This is a genomic window from Aeromonas sp. 603757 (genome assembly GCF_049171255.1).
GTDB lineage: Bacteria > Pseudomonadota > Gammaproteobacteria > Enterobacterales > Aeromonadaceae > Aeromonas > Aeromonas veronii_A.
In genome coordinates, this window is the sequence record NZ_JAAKOE010000006.1 from 20,838 (window position 1) to 35,510 (window position 14,673).

Here is a 14,673-nt window from a genome sequence, read left to right on the forward strand (position 1 = left end):
TCTGACGTTCGGGATTACATGCTGTAAGCCTTCTCGCCGTGGGAGGTGACATCCAGCCCTTCCCGCTCGGCATCGCCATTGACCCTCAGCCCGATCAGCATGTCGACCGCCTTGAAGGCAATCGCCGCCACGGCACCGGACCAGAGCAGGGTGACACCGACCCCGATGGCCTGGATCTTCACCTGAGTCAGAATGGAGTAGCCATCGGCAACCTGATTGGTGACATAGTCCCACACCCCGGTGCCGCCCAGATCCGGGCTGGCAAAGACGCCGGTCAGCAGGGCGCCGAGAATGCCGCACACCCCGTGCAGACCGAAGACATCCAGGCTGTCATCGGCCCCCAGCAGACGCTTGAGACCGTGGACGCCCCACAGACCGGCCACACCACTGACAAGACCCATCACCAGCGCGCCACCGACACCGACAAACCCGGCCGCCGGGGTGATCATCACCAGACCGGACACCGCTCCGGACGCCGCACCCAACAGGGAGGGACGCCCCTTCATCACCCACTCGGCCAACGTCCATGACAGAGCTGCCGCAGCCGGTGCCACCCAGGTGTTGATAAAGGCGAGCGCAGCCACCCCGTTGGCTTCCAGCGCGGAGCCCGCGTTGAAACCGAACCAGCCGAACCAGAGCAGGGAGGCGCCGATCATGGTCATGGTCAGGCTGTGGGGGGTCATGGGATCACGACCGTAGCCCAGACGCTTGCCCACCAGATAGGCCCCCACCAGACCCGCCACGGCGGCGTTGATGTGCACCACTGTGCCGCCAGCAAAGTCCAGCGCACCATGCTGGAACAGATACCCGGCAGTTGCGGTCGCGGTTGCTGCGGCTTCGGCGCTGGTATAGGCATCCGGACCCGCCCAATACCACACCATATGAGCCAGCGGGATATAGGCGAAGGTGAACCAGATCACCGAGAAGAGCAGCACGGCGGCAAACTTGATGCGCTCGGCAAACGCCCCCACGATAAGGCCGCAGGTGATGGCGGCAAAGGCCCCCTGGAACACCACATAGATCAGCTCGCTGATCCCGACACCCTTGCTGAAGGTGGCGGCGATGGAGTCAGGGGTCACCCCCTTGAGCAGCACCTTGCTGAAGGAGCCGTAGAAATTGCCCCCCTCGGTAAAGGCCAGTGAATAACCGTAAATTACCCAGAGCACGCAGATAAGGCAGAACAGGGTAAAGACCTGCATCAGCACGCTCAGCATATTCTTGGCCCGCACCAGACCACCGTAGAAGAGGGCCAGACCGGGGATCGACATCAGGATCACCAGGGCCGCCGAGAGCAGCATCCAGGTGTTGTCACCCTTGTTGATTGTCATGGCGGCAACCGGTGCCACCGCCGCCTGTACCTGAGCGACCTCTTCGGCCCAACTTGGGGTAACCAGCAAGGCAGGCAACATCGTCAGACCCGCCATCATCCATTTTTTGACCATAGAGCACTCTCCTTCCCTGTCGTACCGGTACAAGACCGGCTCCGTTTCCCTGATTGAATCTGTGGCGAACCGCAAGGTGTTGCTGCAACCCGCCAGAATCACACCCGCGCCCGGCACGGGGATGCCTCTTGCCACTTCCTCATCACTGCGTCTGCCGCCGATGAGCGCAAGAGACCCTCTGACATGTAAAAAGCATAAAGTGGGCCATAATTTTAAATCCTTAAAAATCATTAAATTAACTATCTCAGCCATCGTTAACGCACCAAAATGGCGCACGCTCTGCGCTAACCGGTACTGAACCGCCCTGTCACAGGGCAGGGCATGGCCGGCGCACCACAAATGCGCAAATCCTGAACCAGCCCACAAGCTGAAGCCCTCGATATCGCGCGCTGCGGGCCAACTCGTTTACACTGGCAGACCAGCCGTTTCTGTTATCCGACTACGGCATACCATTACGCAGCGCCTTGTTTGCAACGTGATGGCGGGCCCAATCCGAGGAACACCATGCAGTTTGATCGTCTCGATATCAGCCTCTCCCACTACCATCAGCTCGATCGGGAGCATCGTTCCCACATCTTGTTGCTGGGGGGATTGATGCTGGCCATCATGACCCTTCATCTGTTGCTGCTGCCCCACTTCCCCTACGAGCGCTTTTACGCCGTCAGCTTTGGCTTCGAGGTGATCAACTGGCTCACCATGCTGTTCCTGTTCTGGGTGGTGCAGTGCGCCCACCTGCCCACCCACACCTACCGCATGCTCTCCTGCGGTCTGATGCTGTGGATCATGGGGGCCACCGCCGACATCATGGATGAGCTGGTGGCGCAGCCGCTCTGGCTCGCCATCTATGCCGAGGATCTGCTGCGCTCCAGCGGCATCCTGCTCAGCAGCATCGGCATCCTGAGCACCATGCACCACCTCTTTCATATCAATACCCGGCTCAGAGAGCAGGCGCTGTTTGACGATCTGACCAAGCTGCCAAACCGGCGCTACTTTCATCAGCAGCTGTTTCTGGAGCAAGGGGTTTGCCATGCCCTCATCCTGCTGGACCTGGATCACTTCAAGCGGATCAATGACAACTACGGCCACGATATCGGGGATCGGGTGTTGCAGCAGTTTGGCGAGCTGTTGCAACAGCACTGCCCACCGGGTGCGCTGGCGGCCCGTGTCGGGGGTGAAGAGTTTGCCCTGCTGCTGCCCGTCGCTCACGAAGCCGATTTGCAGCAACTGACCAACACCCTGCTCACTGCGACCCGCACCATAGCCCCCGACCCGACCCATACCATGACGGTCAGTCTGGGGATGGGGATCCGCGAGCCCGGGGAGCCGGCCGTCTCGCTGTTCAAACGGGTGGATCAGGCGCTTTATGGCGCCAAGGAGGCGGGTAGAAACTGCGCGGTATGGGCGACGCCGACTAATAAAGAGGCGTGAAGAGCTGCCGGTTGATTGCCGGTCACTGCGGAACATTGCTGCTGAAACAGGGGCCCAGGGGCCCCTGTTTTATGGGGGGAAATCCCCCCACCTAAAAGCGGAAGGTAAGACCGATATTGGCCTGCCACTGGGTCACCAGCTCCCCGCGCACCTTGAACACGCACTGCTCCGGGTTGCAGAGAAACTGGTTGTTGTCGTTGACCAGCGAGCCATAACCGCGCACCTCGGCCCGCAGGGCCAGATGCTCGGCGAGGCGCGGTTGCACCCCGAGCGCCAGCGACATGGAAGGGGTCACCTCGCTGTCGTAAGCGGCAAAGCGGGTCACCCCGATCCCGGCGCCGATATAGGGCGCCATCAGGTTGTCAGAGAGGGTCAAAGCACCGGCAAAGTGCAGGATGTCCACCGTCAGGCGATCCGGCTGGTCGGGAGAGAGGGTGGTGGACTGATGGCTGTAGAGCAGCTCGATCATGCCCGGATCATCCACCTCCTTGCTGATAAAGAGACCCCAGCTGCCGGAACTCTGCCCCTGCAGTGAATCAAGCGATGCAGAAAGCGGCACCGGCTGCACCACCTCGTCACCCTTCTCGAAGTCGATGGCTGAGCTGTAGCCGAAAAACGGCGTCACCTGCCAACCAGATGTGGTCGCAGCCTCGCTACTCCAGGCCTGCCCCAGTGGCAGCAACAGCCCCATCATCGCTATCCCGGCTCTCTTCATCATCGTCCCCTGCTCCCTGTGTGATTGTGCAGAAAGCATACCAGAGGCATCCTGCGCCCATCCTAAATGGCGGCTGTACCGGATCACTTTCATCGCGGGATTTCCCTCTCGCCGGAACCTCTGCCGAGCCGCCCCACTGGCGCCGCTATGCGCCCCTGCCACCATTCATCGACGGTTAACCTCTGCCACGTATGCTGGCGCCAAATCGGGTCATCGGGGCCCGTTATCACTACTCAAAAGGACATCAGGGAATGGTTGCCGCGCAACTTCACGACCCCCAAACCACCCTCGCGGATACCCTGCGGGCCACCGCGCATGCCATCGACGAGAGCCACATCAGCCTGCGCCAGATGCTCGCGCTGGTGGGCGAACAGGGCATGCTGCTGTTTTGCGTGCTGCTCACCGTCCCCTTCCTGCTGCCGGTCTCCATTCCCGGGGTCAGCACCCCGTTTGGTCTGCTGATCCTCTTTATCGGCATCGGCATCACCCTCAACCGGGTGCCCTGGCTGCCCGCCATCCTGATGGAACGCCGCTTCGCCGCCGACCAGCTCAAGCCGACCCTGCACAAGGGTGCGGATCTGCTGGCCCGTGTCGATCGCGTTATCCGCCCGCGCCTGCTGGTGCTGACCGGCAGCAGCACGGTCAACCGCTGCAACGGTCTGCTGATCATGCTGGCCGCCCTGCTGCTGATGCTACCCCTGGGCGCCATCCCCTTCACCAATGCCATGCCCGCCTGGGCCATCCTGCTGCTCTGCACCGGCATGTTGCAGCGGGACGGTCTGTTCGTTGCCAGCGGCTATCTGCTGGTAAGTGCGACCCTGGTCTGGTTCAGCGTGCTGGCCATCGGCTTGCTGATGGCGGGCCAGAGCGCCACCGGCCTGCTCGGCTAACCCCGATGCACAGAAAAAGGGCGACTAGATGGTCGCCCTTTTGGATTTGTGCGGGATACCGCCCGGTCAAAGCAGATCGTAGATAAGGGCCGAGATGGCAAGCAGCCCCATCACCAACACAAAAAGGGTACTCGGCCCGCGATAACGCTTGAGTGCGGGCAAGCGATAGATGGAGCAGGCCGGCAGCAGAAACAGGATCACCGCGATCAGCGGGCCACTGACGCGCTCGATGATGTCGAGCACATTGGGGTTCAGATAGGTGATGAGGGCGGTCACCATAAACAGGATCACCGACGACACCCGGGCGATGGTCGACTCCTTGAGAGAGAGCCCCAGCCCCTGACAGGCACCGCTCACCATGCTCACCGTCCCCTCGCTAACCCCCATGGAGGTGCCGAGGAAGGATTTGGACATGGCCAGAATGGCGATAAGCGGCCCCACATAGGCGATCAGCGGATTGGAAAACTTGTTCGCCAGCGCCGACAGCACGGAGATATTGTCGGTGCGGGCCAGCGCCATCTCGGCCTGACTCAGGCTCATCACGCAGCTCACCACGAAGAAGAGCACGCTGCCGCAAATCAGCATGCTGCTGTATTTGATGATCCGCTTGGCACGCAGGTCGGCACTCTCCTGACAACGCTTCTTCTGCGCCGCACTGAAGGAGGAGATAATGGGCGCATGGCTGAAGGAGAACACCATCACCGGCACGATCAGCCAGAGGGATTTCCAGAACGCCGGGTCACGCCACTCCACTGCCTGACTCTCTGTGAAATAGGAGAGGCTCCACTGGGGCAGCAGATAGATCGAGAGGCCAATCAGAAAGGCGACCATGGGCAGCGCCAGCACGCTGATGGCCGACACCACGATCTGTTTGCCGGCCAGCAGCACCAGATGCAGGCCCAGCATCACCCCCAGCACCAGCAAGCCGCGGGGAAGCTCGGCATCCCCCAGCTGATGTACCACGAAGCTCTGGATCGCATTGGTGATGGAGATGCTGTAGACCAGAATGATGGGGTAGAAGGCCATCAGATAGACCAGCATCAGCAGCTTGCCCGCCCTGGCACCGAAGTGCTCCTCCACCACATGGGTGATATCCCCTTCCTTATGGGAGCTGGAGAGCACAAAGCGGCTCAATGCCCGGTGGGAATAATAAGAGAGCGGAAAAGCCAGCAATAAAATAAACAGCAAAATAACCGGGGAATTACTGCCGACAGTAATAGGAAGAAATAACGTACCGGCACCGACAGCAGTGGCATATAGGCCCATGGTCCATACCGAATCGCTTTTCTCCCATTTCAATTTTGAAACAGAGTTACTCTTTTCAGCAATAGAAACACTCATTGCAATATATACCTTATTAGTCTGTCATCATTATTTTTATTGGCCCGAATAACAGGCTGGAGATATGTCGTTGCATATCGCCCTGCACATGAAAAAACAACGCCGCCAGCGGCCAACAGAGCCACCGGAGAGAAACGGAGCTGCCACGCTACCATCGTTGAAATCGCCAACCTGGTCAAGGTTAATAATTCATGACCGTTTGAATCGGATTGTTTCAAAAGACAATGAAATGTGTCACATTCGTCATCCAGAACCAGATCCAAACCCTTTTGATAACATACCGATAAAACCTCATGCTGTTGCCCAACAACACAAATAAGACCAGCGATCAGGCCGATAATATTAACACCTTAAGCTGTGGAATATGAGTGAAATAATTCGGCCAACTTTTCGACTAATTGACAGTGATGTCAGCCAATTTATTTATGGCAAAAGGAAAGGTGATGTCTGCCAATAACAGGACCAATCAGCTCAGCGTGCCGGGCAGTGTGCCACCCGGTTGCGCCCTGCCCGCTTGGCCTGATAGAGCCACTCGTCGGCCCGGGCCAGCGCCTGATTGATCTCCTCCTCCGGCTGCACCAGGGTTGTGCCCAGACTGACCGTGATGGCGACCGGATCGGCAGGCAATGCTTCGACAGCAGCACGGATCTGCTCCGCCATCTGCAGCAAACCGGCCTCATCGATCCGTGGCAACAGGATAAGAAACTCCTCGCCGCCGCTGCGCACAAAGAGATCGTCCGCACGCAACAGGGCATCGATGCAGCCACTGAATCGCTGCAAGGCCCGATCTCCCTGCTGATGGCCGTAGTGATCGTTGATCTGCTTGAAGTGATCGATGTCGAGCATGATAAGGCCACAGGGCGCCTCCCCTGTCCGCAGCGGCTGGCAGTGCTCGAAGAAGAAGCGGCGGTTGTAGAGACCGGTCAGCTGATCGGTCTCGCTCTGGCGCTGCAGTCGCTGCTGCAACTCGTACTGGCGGGTAATATTGCGAGTCACCCAGGCCACCGCCCGCTTGCCGTCATAGAGGGAGGGCAGCGGGGCAATCTTGCCCTCGAAGCGTTGTACCCCCTGCGGCCCGACGGCGGCATTGATCCCCCCCACCTCGGCTGCTGATAGCTCATACTCCACCACCCGCACCTGACCGCTCGCCAGTGACTCGGCAACCTGTGCCTTGACCCACATGGCCATCTCGGGTGGCAGCACATCGGCCAGTTGCTTGCCCGCCAGCGGATTGCCATCGTGATAGGATTGCTGCTCCATGCCGCCGATATATTCCACGTAATAACCATCTTCACTGAGGATGAAGATGGGATCTGGCAGTTGGGCCATCACTTCATAAAGCTGGGTTACCGAAAGCGCCACGGAGACTCCTGTACGTTAGGGTCAAACAGGGGGAGATATTCTGCCTTAAAAGGACTCACTCGCCCTCATCGGCAACGGAGAAAAATCTGCCGTCATAGCCAACAACCCTTTACATCTAGCAGCATGCAGACGTCTCGGCCAGCAAGGATTGCCTGCGCCCACCGCCGCTCTGACTTGCGACCGTTCGCAGTGGCGGATGGCCCCTCCCTCGCTCAATGATATCTCATTGTTTCAACTCACAAGTTCATTTACGCTGGCCGTCACGAGTCCAGTTTTCACCTCATCAGCCATCAGGAACGCCAGCCCCCCCGCAACCGCAGGGGCTGTACCACGGAAAAGGAATCGCCAGATGAAAAACGCCATCGTTACCGCCCGCTTCGACGCTATCAGTACCGAAGGGGAACAGCTCACCCTCAAGATCGCCATCAAGGCCCCCGAGCCGGATCCCAAGTCCGCCAGCGGTGACTGGCGCTGCAAGGTGAAGCTGGCGGGGCTGAGCGACAAAACCTTTATCTACGGCATCGACAGCCTGCAGGCCCTGAGCCTCGCCATCAAGTTTGTCGAAACTGAACTGCGCGCCTTCTCCGATGCGGGCTGGCAATTCTATCTGCCAGGCTGCCCCGATCACCCTATCGACATGAGCGCCTGCTACTTCCCGGCGCTCTAGCCCGGCCAACCCTAGGAGCCCGGATGCACGGACCCGACCCCGCCAATCCCCACCCCATGAATGGCTTCCCCCAGGTGTGTTTTATCAAGAACACCATCAAGGGGCCCAATATCGAGGTGGGTGACTACACCTATTACGACGACCCGGAGGATTCGGCGGGCTTCGAGCGCAACGTCCTCTACCACTTCCCCTTCATCGGCGACAAGCTCATCATCGGCAAGTTCTGCGCCATCGCCCGCGGGGTGAAGTTCATCATGAACGGCGCCAACCACCAGACCTCCGGCTTCTCCACCTACCCCTTCTTTATCTTCGGCAACGGTTGGGAGAGCGCCGCCCCCGCCCCGGGCAGCCTCCCCTACAAGGGCGATACCGTGATCGGCAACGATGTCTGGATTGGCTATGACGCCCTGATCATGCCGGGGGTAAAGGTCGGCAACGGCGCCATTATCGCCGCCCGCTCCGTGGTCACCGGTGACGTGCCCGCCTACGCCGTGGTCGGCGGCAACCCGGCCAAAGTGATCCGCTACCGCTTCGACGACGACACCATCGCCCGTCTTAACGCCATCGCCTGGTGGGACTGGCCGGTGGAGCAGATCAGCCGCAACCTGCCGCTCATCAGCGGCGGCGAGATAGCCGCGCTGGAAGCGGCAATCCGCTAGAGACAAGCCCCATCAGGCATAGGGCCAGAAATGAGAAGAGGGTTGAGCGTACAGGCACTCAACCCTCTTTTTGATTGGTCGCAGACCGCTCAGTGGCTGGCGGAGCGACTACCGCTCCAGATCAGCTCGCCGCTGCGCAGCTCCATCAGGGTCATCGACAACCGATAACGGCTCCCCTCTGTCACCAGATCCCCGTAGAGCATGTAGCCGGCGCCAGTCTGACGGCCAAGCCGCACCAGGGAGGCCGGGTTCATCCTGCCCTGCTGATACTCCAGCTGGCCGGTGATGGCTGCCACCTGCCCTTGGTCGACAAAGTGAAAACCGCTCTTGCTCTGGATGCGCTTGCTCATGGCCGCCGCCATGGCGCGGGTGTCCACCGGCTCGCCGGTGCCGTTCTGGGGCGGGGTGAGCAGCAGCACCGGCTGACCGGTTTGCGCCAGCTCCCGCACCTCGGGGGCCTGCACAAAGAGATCGGCCATGGCCTGCCCCAGTCCGGTCGGCGCCACCGGCTTGGGCTGAACGTCCCCGCTATCCGGTTTGGTCACCGGCTTGTCCGGCTGGCTCACTGGCTGATCGGGTTCACTGACAGGAGCCTGAGTACCACCGTAGGGATTGACCGCACAACCGCCCAGCAGCAGGGCCCCCACCATCAACAAGGAACGCAGCTTCATCTTTTCTCTCCGCCAGAAATCCGTAAACGGGCATCAACACATGCCCGCATGGCGGAGCCCCTGCCCCGCATCCTCCTTATGCTAGGGACAAACCCCGGCGGGGTCGATACGCCCACCACCACAGGGCGACAGAGACTGGCGAACCTGGGCCCACGAAAAAGCTGGCACGGCTCCACCCGATTCCGTTAGGGTAGTGTCGGTAAAACATCAACAGTAACGCAGCGGTAAGCCCGGCGCACAACACGTCGCAACCCGACAGAGATCATCACACTCAAGCAGGAAGCACTATGCAACTCACCCCACCCCAACCGCCTCAGGACGATGAGATCGAAGCGCTGCGCATTGGTCTCTCGGGCTACAACGTAAGCCAGGCAGGCCCTCAACTGTACGAACTTCGGCGCGAGCGGATCGCCAGCTTTATCAAGGATGAAGAGGGCAAGGTACATGGCGGCATCATCGCCGACATCAAGTGGGGTTGGCTGCACGTCGACTGGCTCTGGATCGACGAAAGCATCCGCCGCGACGGCTGGGGCGGCCGCCTGCTGGGGGCCATGGAGCAGTACGCCCAAAGCAAGGGCATCAGCAACTACCATCTGGAAACCACCAGTTTTCAGGCCCTCCCCTTCTACCAGAAGCAGGGTTACGAGGTCTTTGGCCAGCTGCCCGATATGCCGCCGGGGCATATCAGTTACTTCCTGAAAAAGCAGTCAATAGTTCAGTAACAGAGTTGTTTTTCTCTGTCATTGGAATCGGGCATCAGGAATAACCTGCATGCCCACATCCAGATTTAAAGCAATGATCTTTATTAATAGCCAAGTATACATCTATAAAGTCTATGAACCCCCCAACACTTTATTTTTCGCTAGCCAACTCTTCATAATATTTTAGTTTGGCGACATCTAATTGAGATAATAATATTTCTTTGACCTTACCCATTGAGACATCATTTTTATCACCAAACCTTAAGCCACTAATTTTTATCGACAACTCGGATGAAATATCGCCCTTTGTAATATACTCAGGAAATTCAAATATGATATTACAAGTACCATTGAATGAGCTGTGATCAAACGTATAAGCTGCCTCAAGCCTATGCATCTTTATATACTTGTGATAACTTTTATTCTTCACAAAAAAAGTTGAATGCAATCCAACACCTTGTAAAACAAGATTCGATATGGTTTTTTCCATCCACGCTATATCTTTAGGTAAGGTCTGAGTATCATCCGGACTAAAACCAATATCTTTAGTATCTTTGAAATAGAGTTCATTTGTTATTTGCTCTTGACTAACCATTTTCAAGAATAAAACTCTATTTTCGTTTGTAAAATCTGAAAACTGTATCTTCTTTATTTGCTCACGCTCAGATATGGCGCCTGAAGACTTCATTTCCTTGATCAGCTTTGATGTTATTCCATTAGCAACCTCTTTTGTCTCAGGAGATGTATGTGACAAGGTTATATTCATATCTACAGATGAACCAACCTTTTTCAATTTTACTTTACCTGAAAATTGAGATGTATTTTTATCCCAACTCTTTGTATAGTCGAAGCGTTCAATAGTAAATTCCAACTCTAAGTGGTTATTATCCCCACCTACACTCTTAAATGATGGTATACCCAACAACCGATAGTTTGAAAAGGGTTTGTTAACGACACTTTCAATATTAAAATTGGAGGGAATCATGGCCTTTAGTGTTAACTTATTATCAGTACACTTAACTGTTTGCGTATGTATCTTAGGATTATCTTCCTTTACTCTTAATCTATCCAGTAAGATACTAAGCTCTGGTGGGGTTATACCTGTCCGAACTAGAATAGGAACTTGTTCAGATTTTTCATCGCTTGCTGTAAAAACACCTCTTCGTCTGAGAATAGACCGTAAATCACTCTTTGTAATCCCCTGATTATTTAGAAAATCACGTAAGGCGTCACCATATGGAAGCAGGTATTTTTTATTACCCATGGATCAAGCCCTCAAATGATTCATTAAAAGAGTAAACCTCGACATTTAACTTATTTAATAACTCTTCTTGCATTCTCCCTGCACCACTAACTATAGATTGATGTTTTAAATGATCGTAATCTGGGAATAAGAACACAAAGTCATCAGTAAAGTCTTGTGATACATCACTCGCAAGGTAAATCAGTCTGTTAATTGACTCCTCGGAGAACCCGTCTCGACAAACCAAACAAAATGAAACTTTACCTGTAGTGCTTTCAACTAACCGGAAGGGGATTACATTTGATGTCAAATATTCAACCGGCATTATCTTTCCATATTTCTTGATAGTCGGATCACTATAATTTGATGAACTAAATGCATAATGAAAATTTATATCTTTTTCTGAAAACTTTTTCTTTACGTATGAAATGGAATCATAAATAAACGATGCTCTAGAGTTATCTATAACATGCATACTCGAGAATATAAGTGTTTTATCAAGCTCAACATTAAAAACTTTACTAATTACATCTTGCTGTGATTCTCGATCACTCGTCAACCAAAATAAAACTCCAATATCCCTTGCTGATTTTATTCCTGTCATTTCATATCGTTGATTATTTTCCGTTCTAAAGTCGGAATGCATAAAACATTCTAATGTGTTGGCCAAGTCCTTTAAATGGCTTTTGAATTTTGTTGAAGGTGCATTTGGATAAGGCTTGGAAGTATATTTAACTGATACGACAATATTATCCAAGGTGAAGTCTTGAAGTTGAGATTTCACTGAATAAAAGGCATCTATTCCATGAGTTGTCTTTGCATTTGAGCTTTCTTTATGTTTTTCACCATGCTCACACGGGATAGTCTCACCTTCTTGAACCGAGAGCCATCCAATCATAGATAGAAAATTTTTAACAATGAGCTCCCCATGCTCACCCACCTTTTTAGAAAACTCACCCATTACCTAATCCCTTAAAAAATTAAAATAAAAACTTTATGTTTTATATCATGCGTCAGTTGGAGCTCTCAAGAAATAAGGAGCAATTATTAGAACAGTCGCACAATTAGTGCATAGACATATACATCCCACAAATGCGAGAAGATAGGCTGGAGATGCTCTGTTTTATCCCCCTCTTATTCGCTGAGGCGAGCCCGCTTGTCCAGGCCGCGAGACAGGATGTCGAGCGAGCGGCGCCGGGCCATGGATGGCCCGTCGGCGCGTGCCGTCGGACAAGCGGGTGAGCCGAAGGAACCCGACGAAGTCGGGCGAATAAGCGGGGGAGAAGACCTTTGGTGACTTTGGGTCTTTCCAAAGTCACTCGCCCCGGCCCGAAGGGCGGGCGAAACCCCTTCGAGGCCAGCGGCCTCGCGTCCTGCACGGCGAAGCCGTGCCATCGACTATCCCCCCCGGACGATTACGCCTACCGGCTAATCGACCCTACGATTACTCGGCGCAGCCGTGCCTGCTCGCCACAGGCACGGAGTCTGGCTGGACGCCGGGATGCCACCGGCAAAGGGGGGCGTGGCCGCCCCTATCGGCCCAAGAAGGGTTCCCAGTCCTTGAACACCGGCTGCAAACCCGCCTGCCGCACGGCGGCGGCCACTTCACCCACCGGGCGGTCGTCGTGGATGGCGAACTGCTCCAGCTCCTCTGCATCCCCTTCGGCATAGCCCCCCGGCTGGGTGCGCGACTCGGCCGACATCTGGGTGATGCCAAGGCGCACCGCACCGTTGCGAAAGGTGGCCGACTCGCGGGTGGAGAGCGACAAGTCCAGCGTGGGCGAGAAGAGGCGCCAGGCGCAGATAAGCTGGGCCAATTGTCGATCCGACATGACCACGGCAGGCTCCAGCCCACCGGTGCAGGGGCGCAGGCGCGGGAAGGAGAGCGAGTAGCGGCTCTGCCAGTGGTGGCGCTCAAGCCAGCTCAGATGCTCGGCGACAAAGTAGCTGTCGGTGCGCCAGTCCGAGGAGAGACCGATCAGCGCCCCCAACCCGATTTTGTCGATACCGGCGCGGCCCAGCCGATCCGGCGTGGCGAGGCGCCATGCGATGTCCCGCTTGTTGCCACGCAGATGGTGGCGGGCATAGGTGGGGGCGTGGTAGGTCTCCTGATAGACCATGACGGCGTCGAGACCGAGGCTTTTCAGCTCGGCATATTCGACCTGCGAGAGGGGCTGCACCTCCATCCCCACCGTGCTGAAGTGGCGGCGGATGATGGGCATCACCTCGCGAAAATAGGCGAGCCCCACCTTGTGCTCGTGCTCGCCGGTCACCAGCAGCACGCTGTCAAAACCGCGCGCCTTGATGGCCAGACACTCGCGCTCTATCTCCTCTGTATTCAAGGTCTTGCGCTTGAGGCGGTTGCTCATGGAGAAACCGCAGTAGGTGCAGTCGTTGGCACAGAGGTTCGACAGATAGAGCGGCACATAGAAGCCGATGGTGTTGCCAAAACGCTGGCGAGTCAGCCGCTCGGCCTCGGCTGCCATCTGCGGCAGATAGGCTTCGGCGGCAGGGGAGATCAGCGCCATAAAATCGGCCAGTGTGCGGCGCGGTGCGCTTAGCGCTCGCGCCACGTCGGCGGCAGTTTTGGCGCGGATCTGCATGCCGATATCGTCCCAATCCAGCTCCTGCCAGCGGCTGATAAAGGATGGCTCCTTAGCCCTCACCCCCAGCCCCTCTCCCTTATTTTGTGAAGAGCCGAGAGGGGAGCTAAACACATCAGCCACGGGAGAAACCGAGAAAGAGGACTTGGCGATTGGCTCTTGCCCCGCGCCAGCATCATGACTCATAACGCCCCCAGAAAATCGGTGAGCGGGCTGGAGGCTTGAGCCTGCAGGACGCGGGCGCCAAGGCCCGCCTCATAGGCGCTGCGACCGGCGGTGCTGGCCAGTGCAAAGGCGCGGCCCATGGCGACCGGATCGCCGCTCACCGCGATGGCAGTGTTGACCAGCACCGCATCGGCTCCCAGCTCAAAGGCGGCGGCCGCGTGGCTCGGCGCACCGATCCCCGCATCCACCACCACAGGCACATTGACCTGCTCGACGATGATGGAGAGAAACTCCCGGGTCACCAGCCCCTGATTGGAGCCGATGGGCGCACCGAGCGGCATCACGGCGGCGCAGCCCACCTCTTCCAGCCGCTTGCAAAGCACGGGGTCGGCGCCGCAGTAGGGCAGCACCACAAAGCCCTCTCTCACCAGCTGCTCGGCGGCTTTCAGCGTCTCGATGGGATCGGGCAGCAGATAGCGCGGGTCGGGGTGGATCTCCAGCTTCAGCCAGTTCGTCCCCAGCGCCTCGCGGGCGAGGTGGGCAGCAAATACCGCCTCGGCGGCGGTCTTGGCGCCTGAGGTGTTGGGCAGCAGCTTGACCCCGAGTTGCAGCAAGGGGCTCAGGATATCGTCGTGGGCCTTGCCCGGTTCCAGCCGCTTGATGGCCATGGTGACCAGTTGGGAGCCACTCGCCTCGATGGCGGCGGCCATCAGATCCGGGCGGGCAAACTTGCCGGTACCGGTAAAGAGGCGCGAGGAGAAGGTGTGATCGGCAATTCTCAGCATG

General features: G+C 56.8%; 15 protein-coding genes. 6 read left to right on the top strand and 9 right to left on the bottom strand.

Annotated elements, in window-relative coordinates; genetic code table 11:
* Positions 1-14: 14 nt before the first annotated feature.
* On the bottom strand, positions 15-1,442 hold the full coding sequence (gene amt / locus G5332_RS07505) for an ammonium transporter (RefSeq protein ID WP_421249467.1): 1,428 nt from the start codon (positions 1,440-1,442) through the stop codon (positions 15-17).
* A 504-nt stretch (positions 1,443-1,946) separates the two neighbouring features.
* On the opposite strand from amt, the gene G5332_RS07510 reads away from it, so the two are divergent.
* On the top strand, positions 1,947-2,870 hold the full coding sequence (locus G5332_RS07510; protein ID WP_216979592.1) for a GGDEF domain-containing protein: 924 nt from the start codon (positions 1,947-1,949) through the stop codon (positions 2,868-2,870).
* 91 nt (positions 2,871-2,961) lie between these two features.
* Here the strand turns inward: G5332_RS07510 and G5332_RS07515 are convergent, their stop codons facing one another.
* Positions 2,962-3,585, bottom strand: coding sequence for an outer membrane beta-barrel protein (locus G5332_RS07515; RefSeq protein WP_216954511.1), 624 nt, complete (start codon positions 3,583-3,585; stop codon positions 2,962-2,964).
* A 251-nt stretch (positions 3,586-3,836) separates the two neighbouring features.
* Between G5332_RS07515 and G5332_RS07520 the strand changes: the two genes are divergently transcribed.
* Positions 3,837-4,475 carry an exopolysaccharide biosynthesis protein gene (locus G5332_RS07520; protein ID WP_216952786.1) on the top strand — a complete coding sequence of 213 codons (639 nt, stop codon included), beginning with the start codon at positions 3,837-3,839 and terminating at the stop codon, positions 4,473-4,475.
* Positions 4,476-4,541: 66 nt separating this feature from the next.
* Here G5332_RS07520 and G5332_RS07525 read toward each other — a convergent pair whose 3' ends face one another.
* Complete coding sequence (locus tag G5332_RS07525; protein ID WP_421257786.1) at positions 4,542-5,816, bottom strand: amino acid permease; 1,275 nt, start codon at positions 5,814-5,816, stop codon at positions 4,542-4,544.
* 64 nt (positions 5,817-5,880) lie between these two features.
* Here G5332_RS07525 and G5332_RS07530 point away from each other — a divergent pair, with 64 nt between their 5' ends.
* Positions 5,881-6,135 carry a hypothetical protein gene (locus G5332_RS07530; RefSeq protein WP_421257787.1) on the top strand — a complete coding sequence of 85 codons (255 nt, stop codon included), beginning with the start codon at positions 5,881-5,883 and terminating at the stop codon, positions 6,133-6,135.
* 152 nt (positions 6,136-6,287) lie between these two features.
* Here the strand turns inward: G5332_RS07530 and G5332_RS07535 are convergent, their stop codons facing one another.
* Entirely contained in the window at positions 6,288-7,178 is an 891-nt protein-coding gene (locus G5332_RS07535) for a sensor domain-containing diguanylate cyclase (RefSeq protein WP_159158084.1), read from the bottom strand.
* Between the two features lie 349 nt (positions 7,179-7,527).
* On the opposite strand from G5332_RS07535, the gene G5332_RS07540 reads away from it, so the two are divergent.
* Together G5332_RS07540 and G5332_RS07545 are read left to right on the top strand one after the other, a co-directional pair.
* A complete protein-coding gene (locus tag G5332_RS07540) occupies positions 7,528-7,845 on the top strand; it encodes a DUF6968 family protein (RefSeq protein WP_058056329.1) in 318 nt (105 codons plus the stop codon).
* A 23-nt stretch (positions 7,846-7,868) separates the two neighbouring features.
* Positions 7,869-8,504: a Vat family streptogramin A O-acetyltransferase gene (locus tag G5332_RS07545; RefSeq protein ID WP_255912735.1), complete on the top strand. Its 636-nt coding sequence runs from the start codon at positions 7,869-7,871 to the stop codon at positions 8,502-8,504.
* A gap of 89 nt (positions 8,505-8,593) precedes the next feature.
* Here G5332_RS07545 and G5332_RS07550 read toward each other — a convergent pair whose 3' ends face one another.
* Positions 8,594-9,175: a penicillin-binding protein activator LpoB gene (locus tag G5332_RS07550; protein WP_421311204.1), complete on the bottom strand. Its 582-nt coding sequence runs from the start codon at positions 9,173-9,175 to the stop codon at positions 8,594-8,596.
* A 287-nt stretch (positions 9,176-9,462) separates the two neighbouring features.
* Between G5332_RS07550 and G5332_RS07555 the strand changes: the two genes are divergently transcribed.
* Positions 9,463-9,897 carry a GNAT family N-acetyltransferase gene (locus G5332_RS07555; RefSeq protein WP_421311205.1) on the top strand — a complete coding sequence of 145 codons (435 nt, stop codon included), beginning with the start codon at positions 9,463-9,465 and terminating at the stop codon, positions 9,895-9,897.
* A 130-nt stretch (positions 9,898-10,027) separates the two neighbouring features.
* Here G5332_RS07555 and gapS4b read toward each other — a convergent pair whose 3' ends face one another.
* The 4 genes from gapS4b to G5332_RS07575 all read right to left on the bottom strand — a co-directional run bounded on the left by gapS4b (position 10,028) and on the right by G5332_RS07575 (position 14,672).
* Positions 10,028-11,140: a GapS4b family protein gene (gapS4b, locus tag G5332_RS07560; RefSeq protein WP_421311206.1), complete on the bottom strand. Its 1,113-nt coding sequence runs from the start codon at positions 11,138-11,140 to the stop codon at positions 10,028-10,030.
* Positions 11,133-12,080, bottom strand: a complete 948-nt coding sequence (gene gapS4a / locus G5332_RS07565; RefSeq protein ID WP_199416171.1) for a GapS4a family protein — start codon at positions 12,078-12,080, stop codon at positions 11,133-11,135. Before gapS4a ends, gapS4b begins: the two co-directional genes overlap by 8 nt.
* A 571-nt stretch (positions 12,081-12,651) precedes the next feature.
* Positions 12,652-13,908 (bottom strand): 2-iminoacetate synthase ThiH, encoded by a 1,257-nt coding sequence (thiH, locus tag G5332_RS07570; protein ID WP_421311207.1) that lies wholly within the window; start codon positions 13,906-13,908, stop codon positions 12,652-12,654.
* Positions 13,905-14,672: a thiazole synthase gene (locus tag G5332_RS07575; protein ID WP_421249463.1), complete on the bottom strand. Its 768-nt coding sequence runs from the start codon at positions 14,670-14,672 to the stop codon at positions 13,905-13,907. The genes thiH and G5332_RS07575 overlap by 4 nt, the downstream gene beginning before the upstream one ends.
* Position 14,673 lies beyond the last annotated feature (1 nt).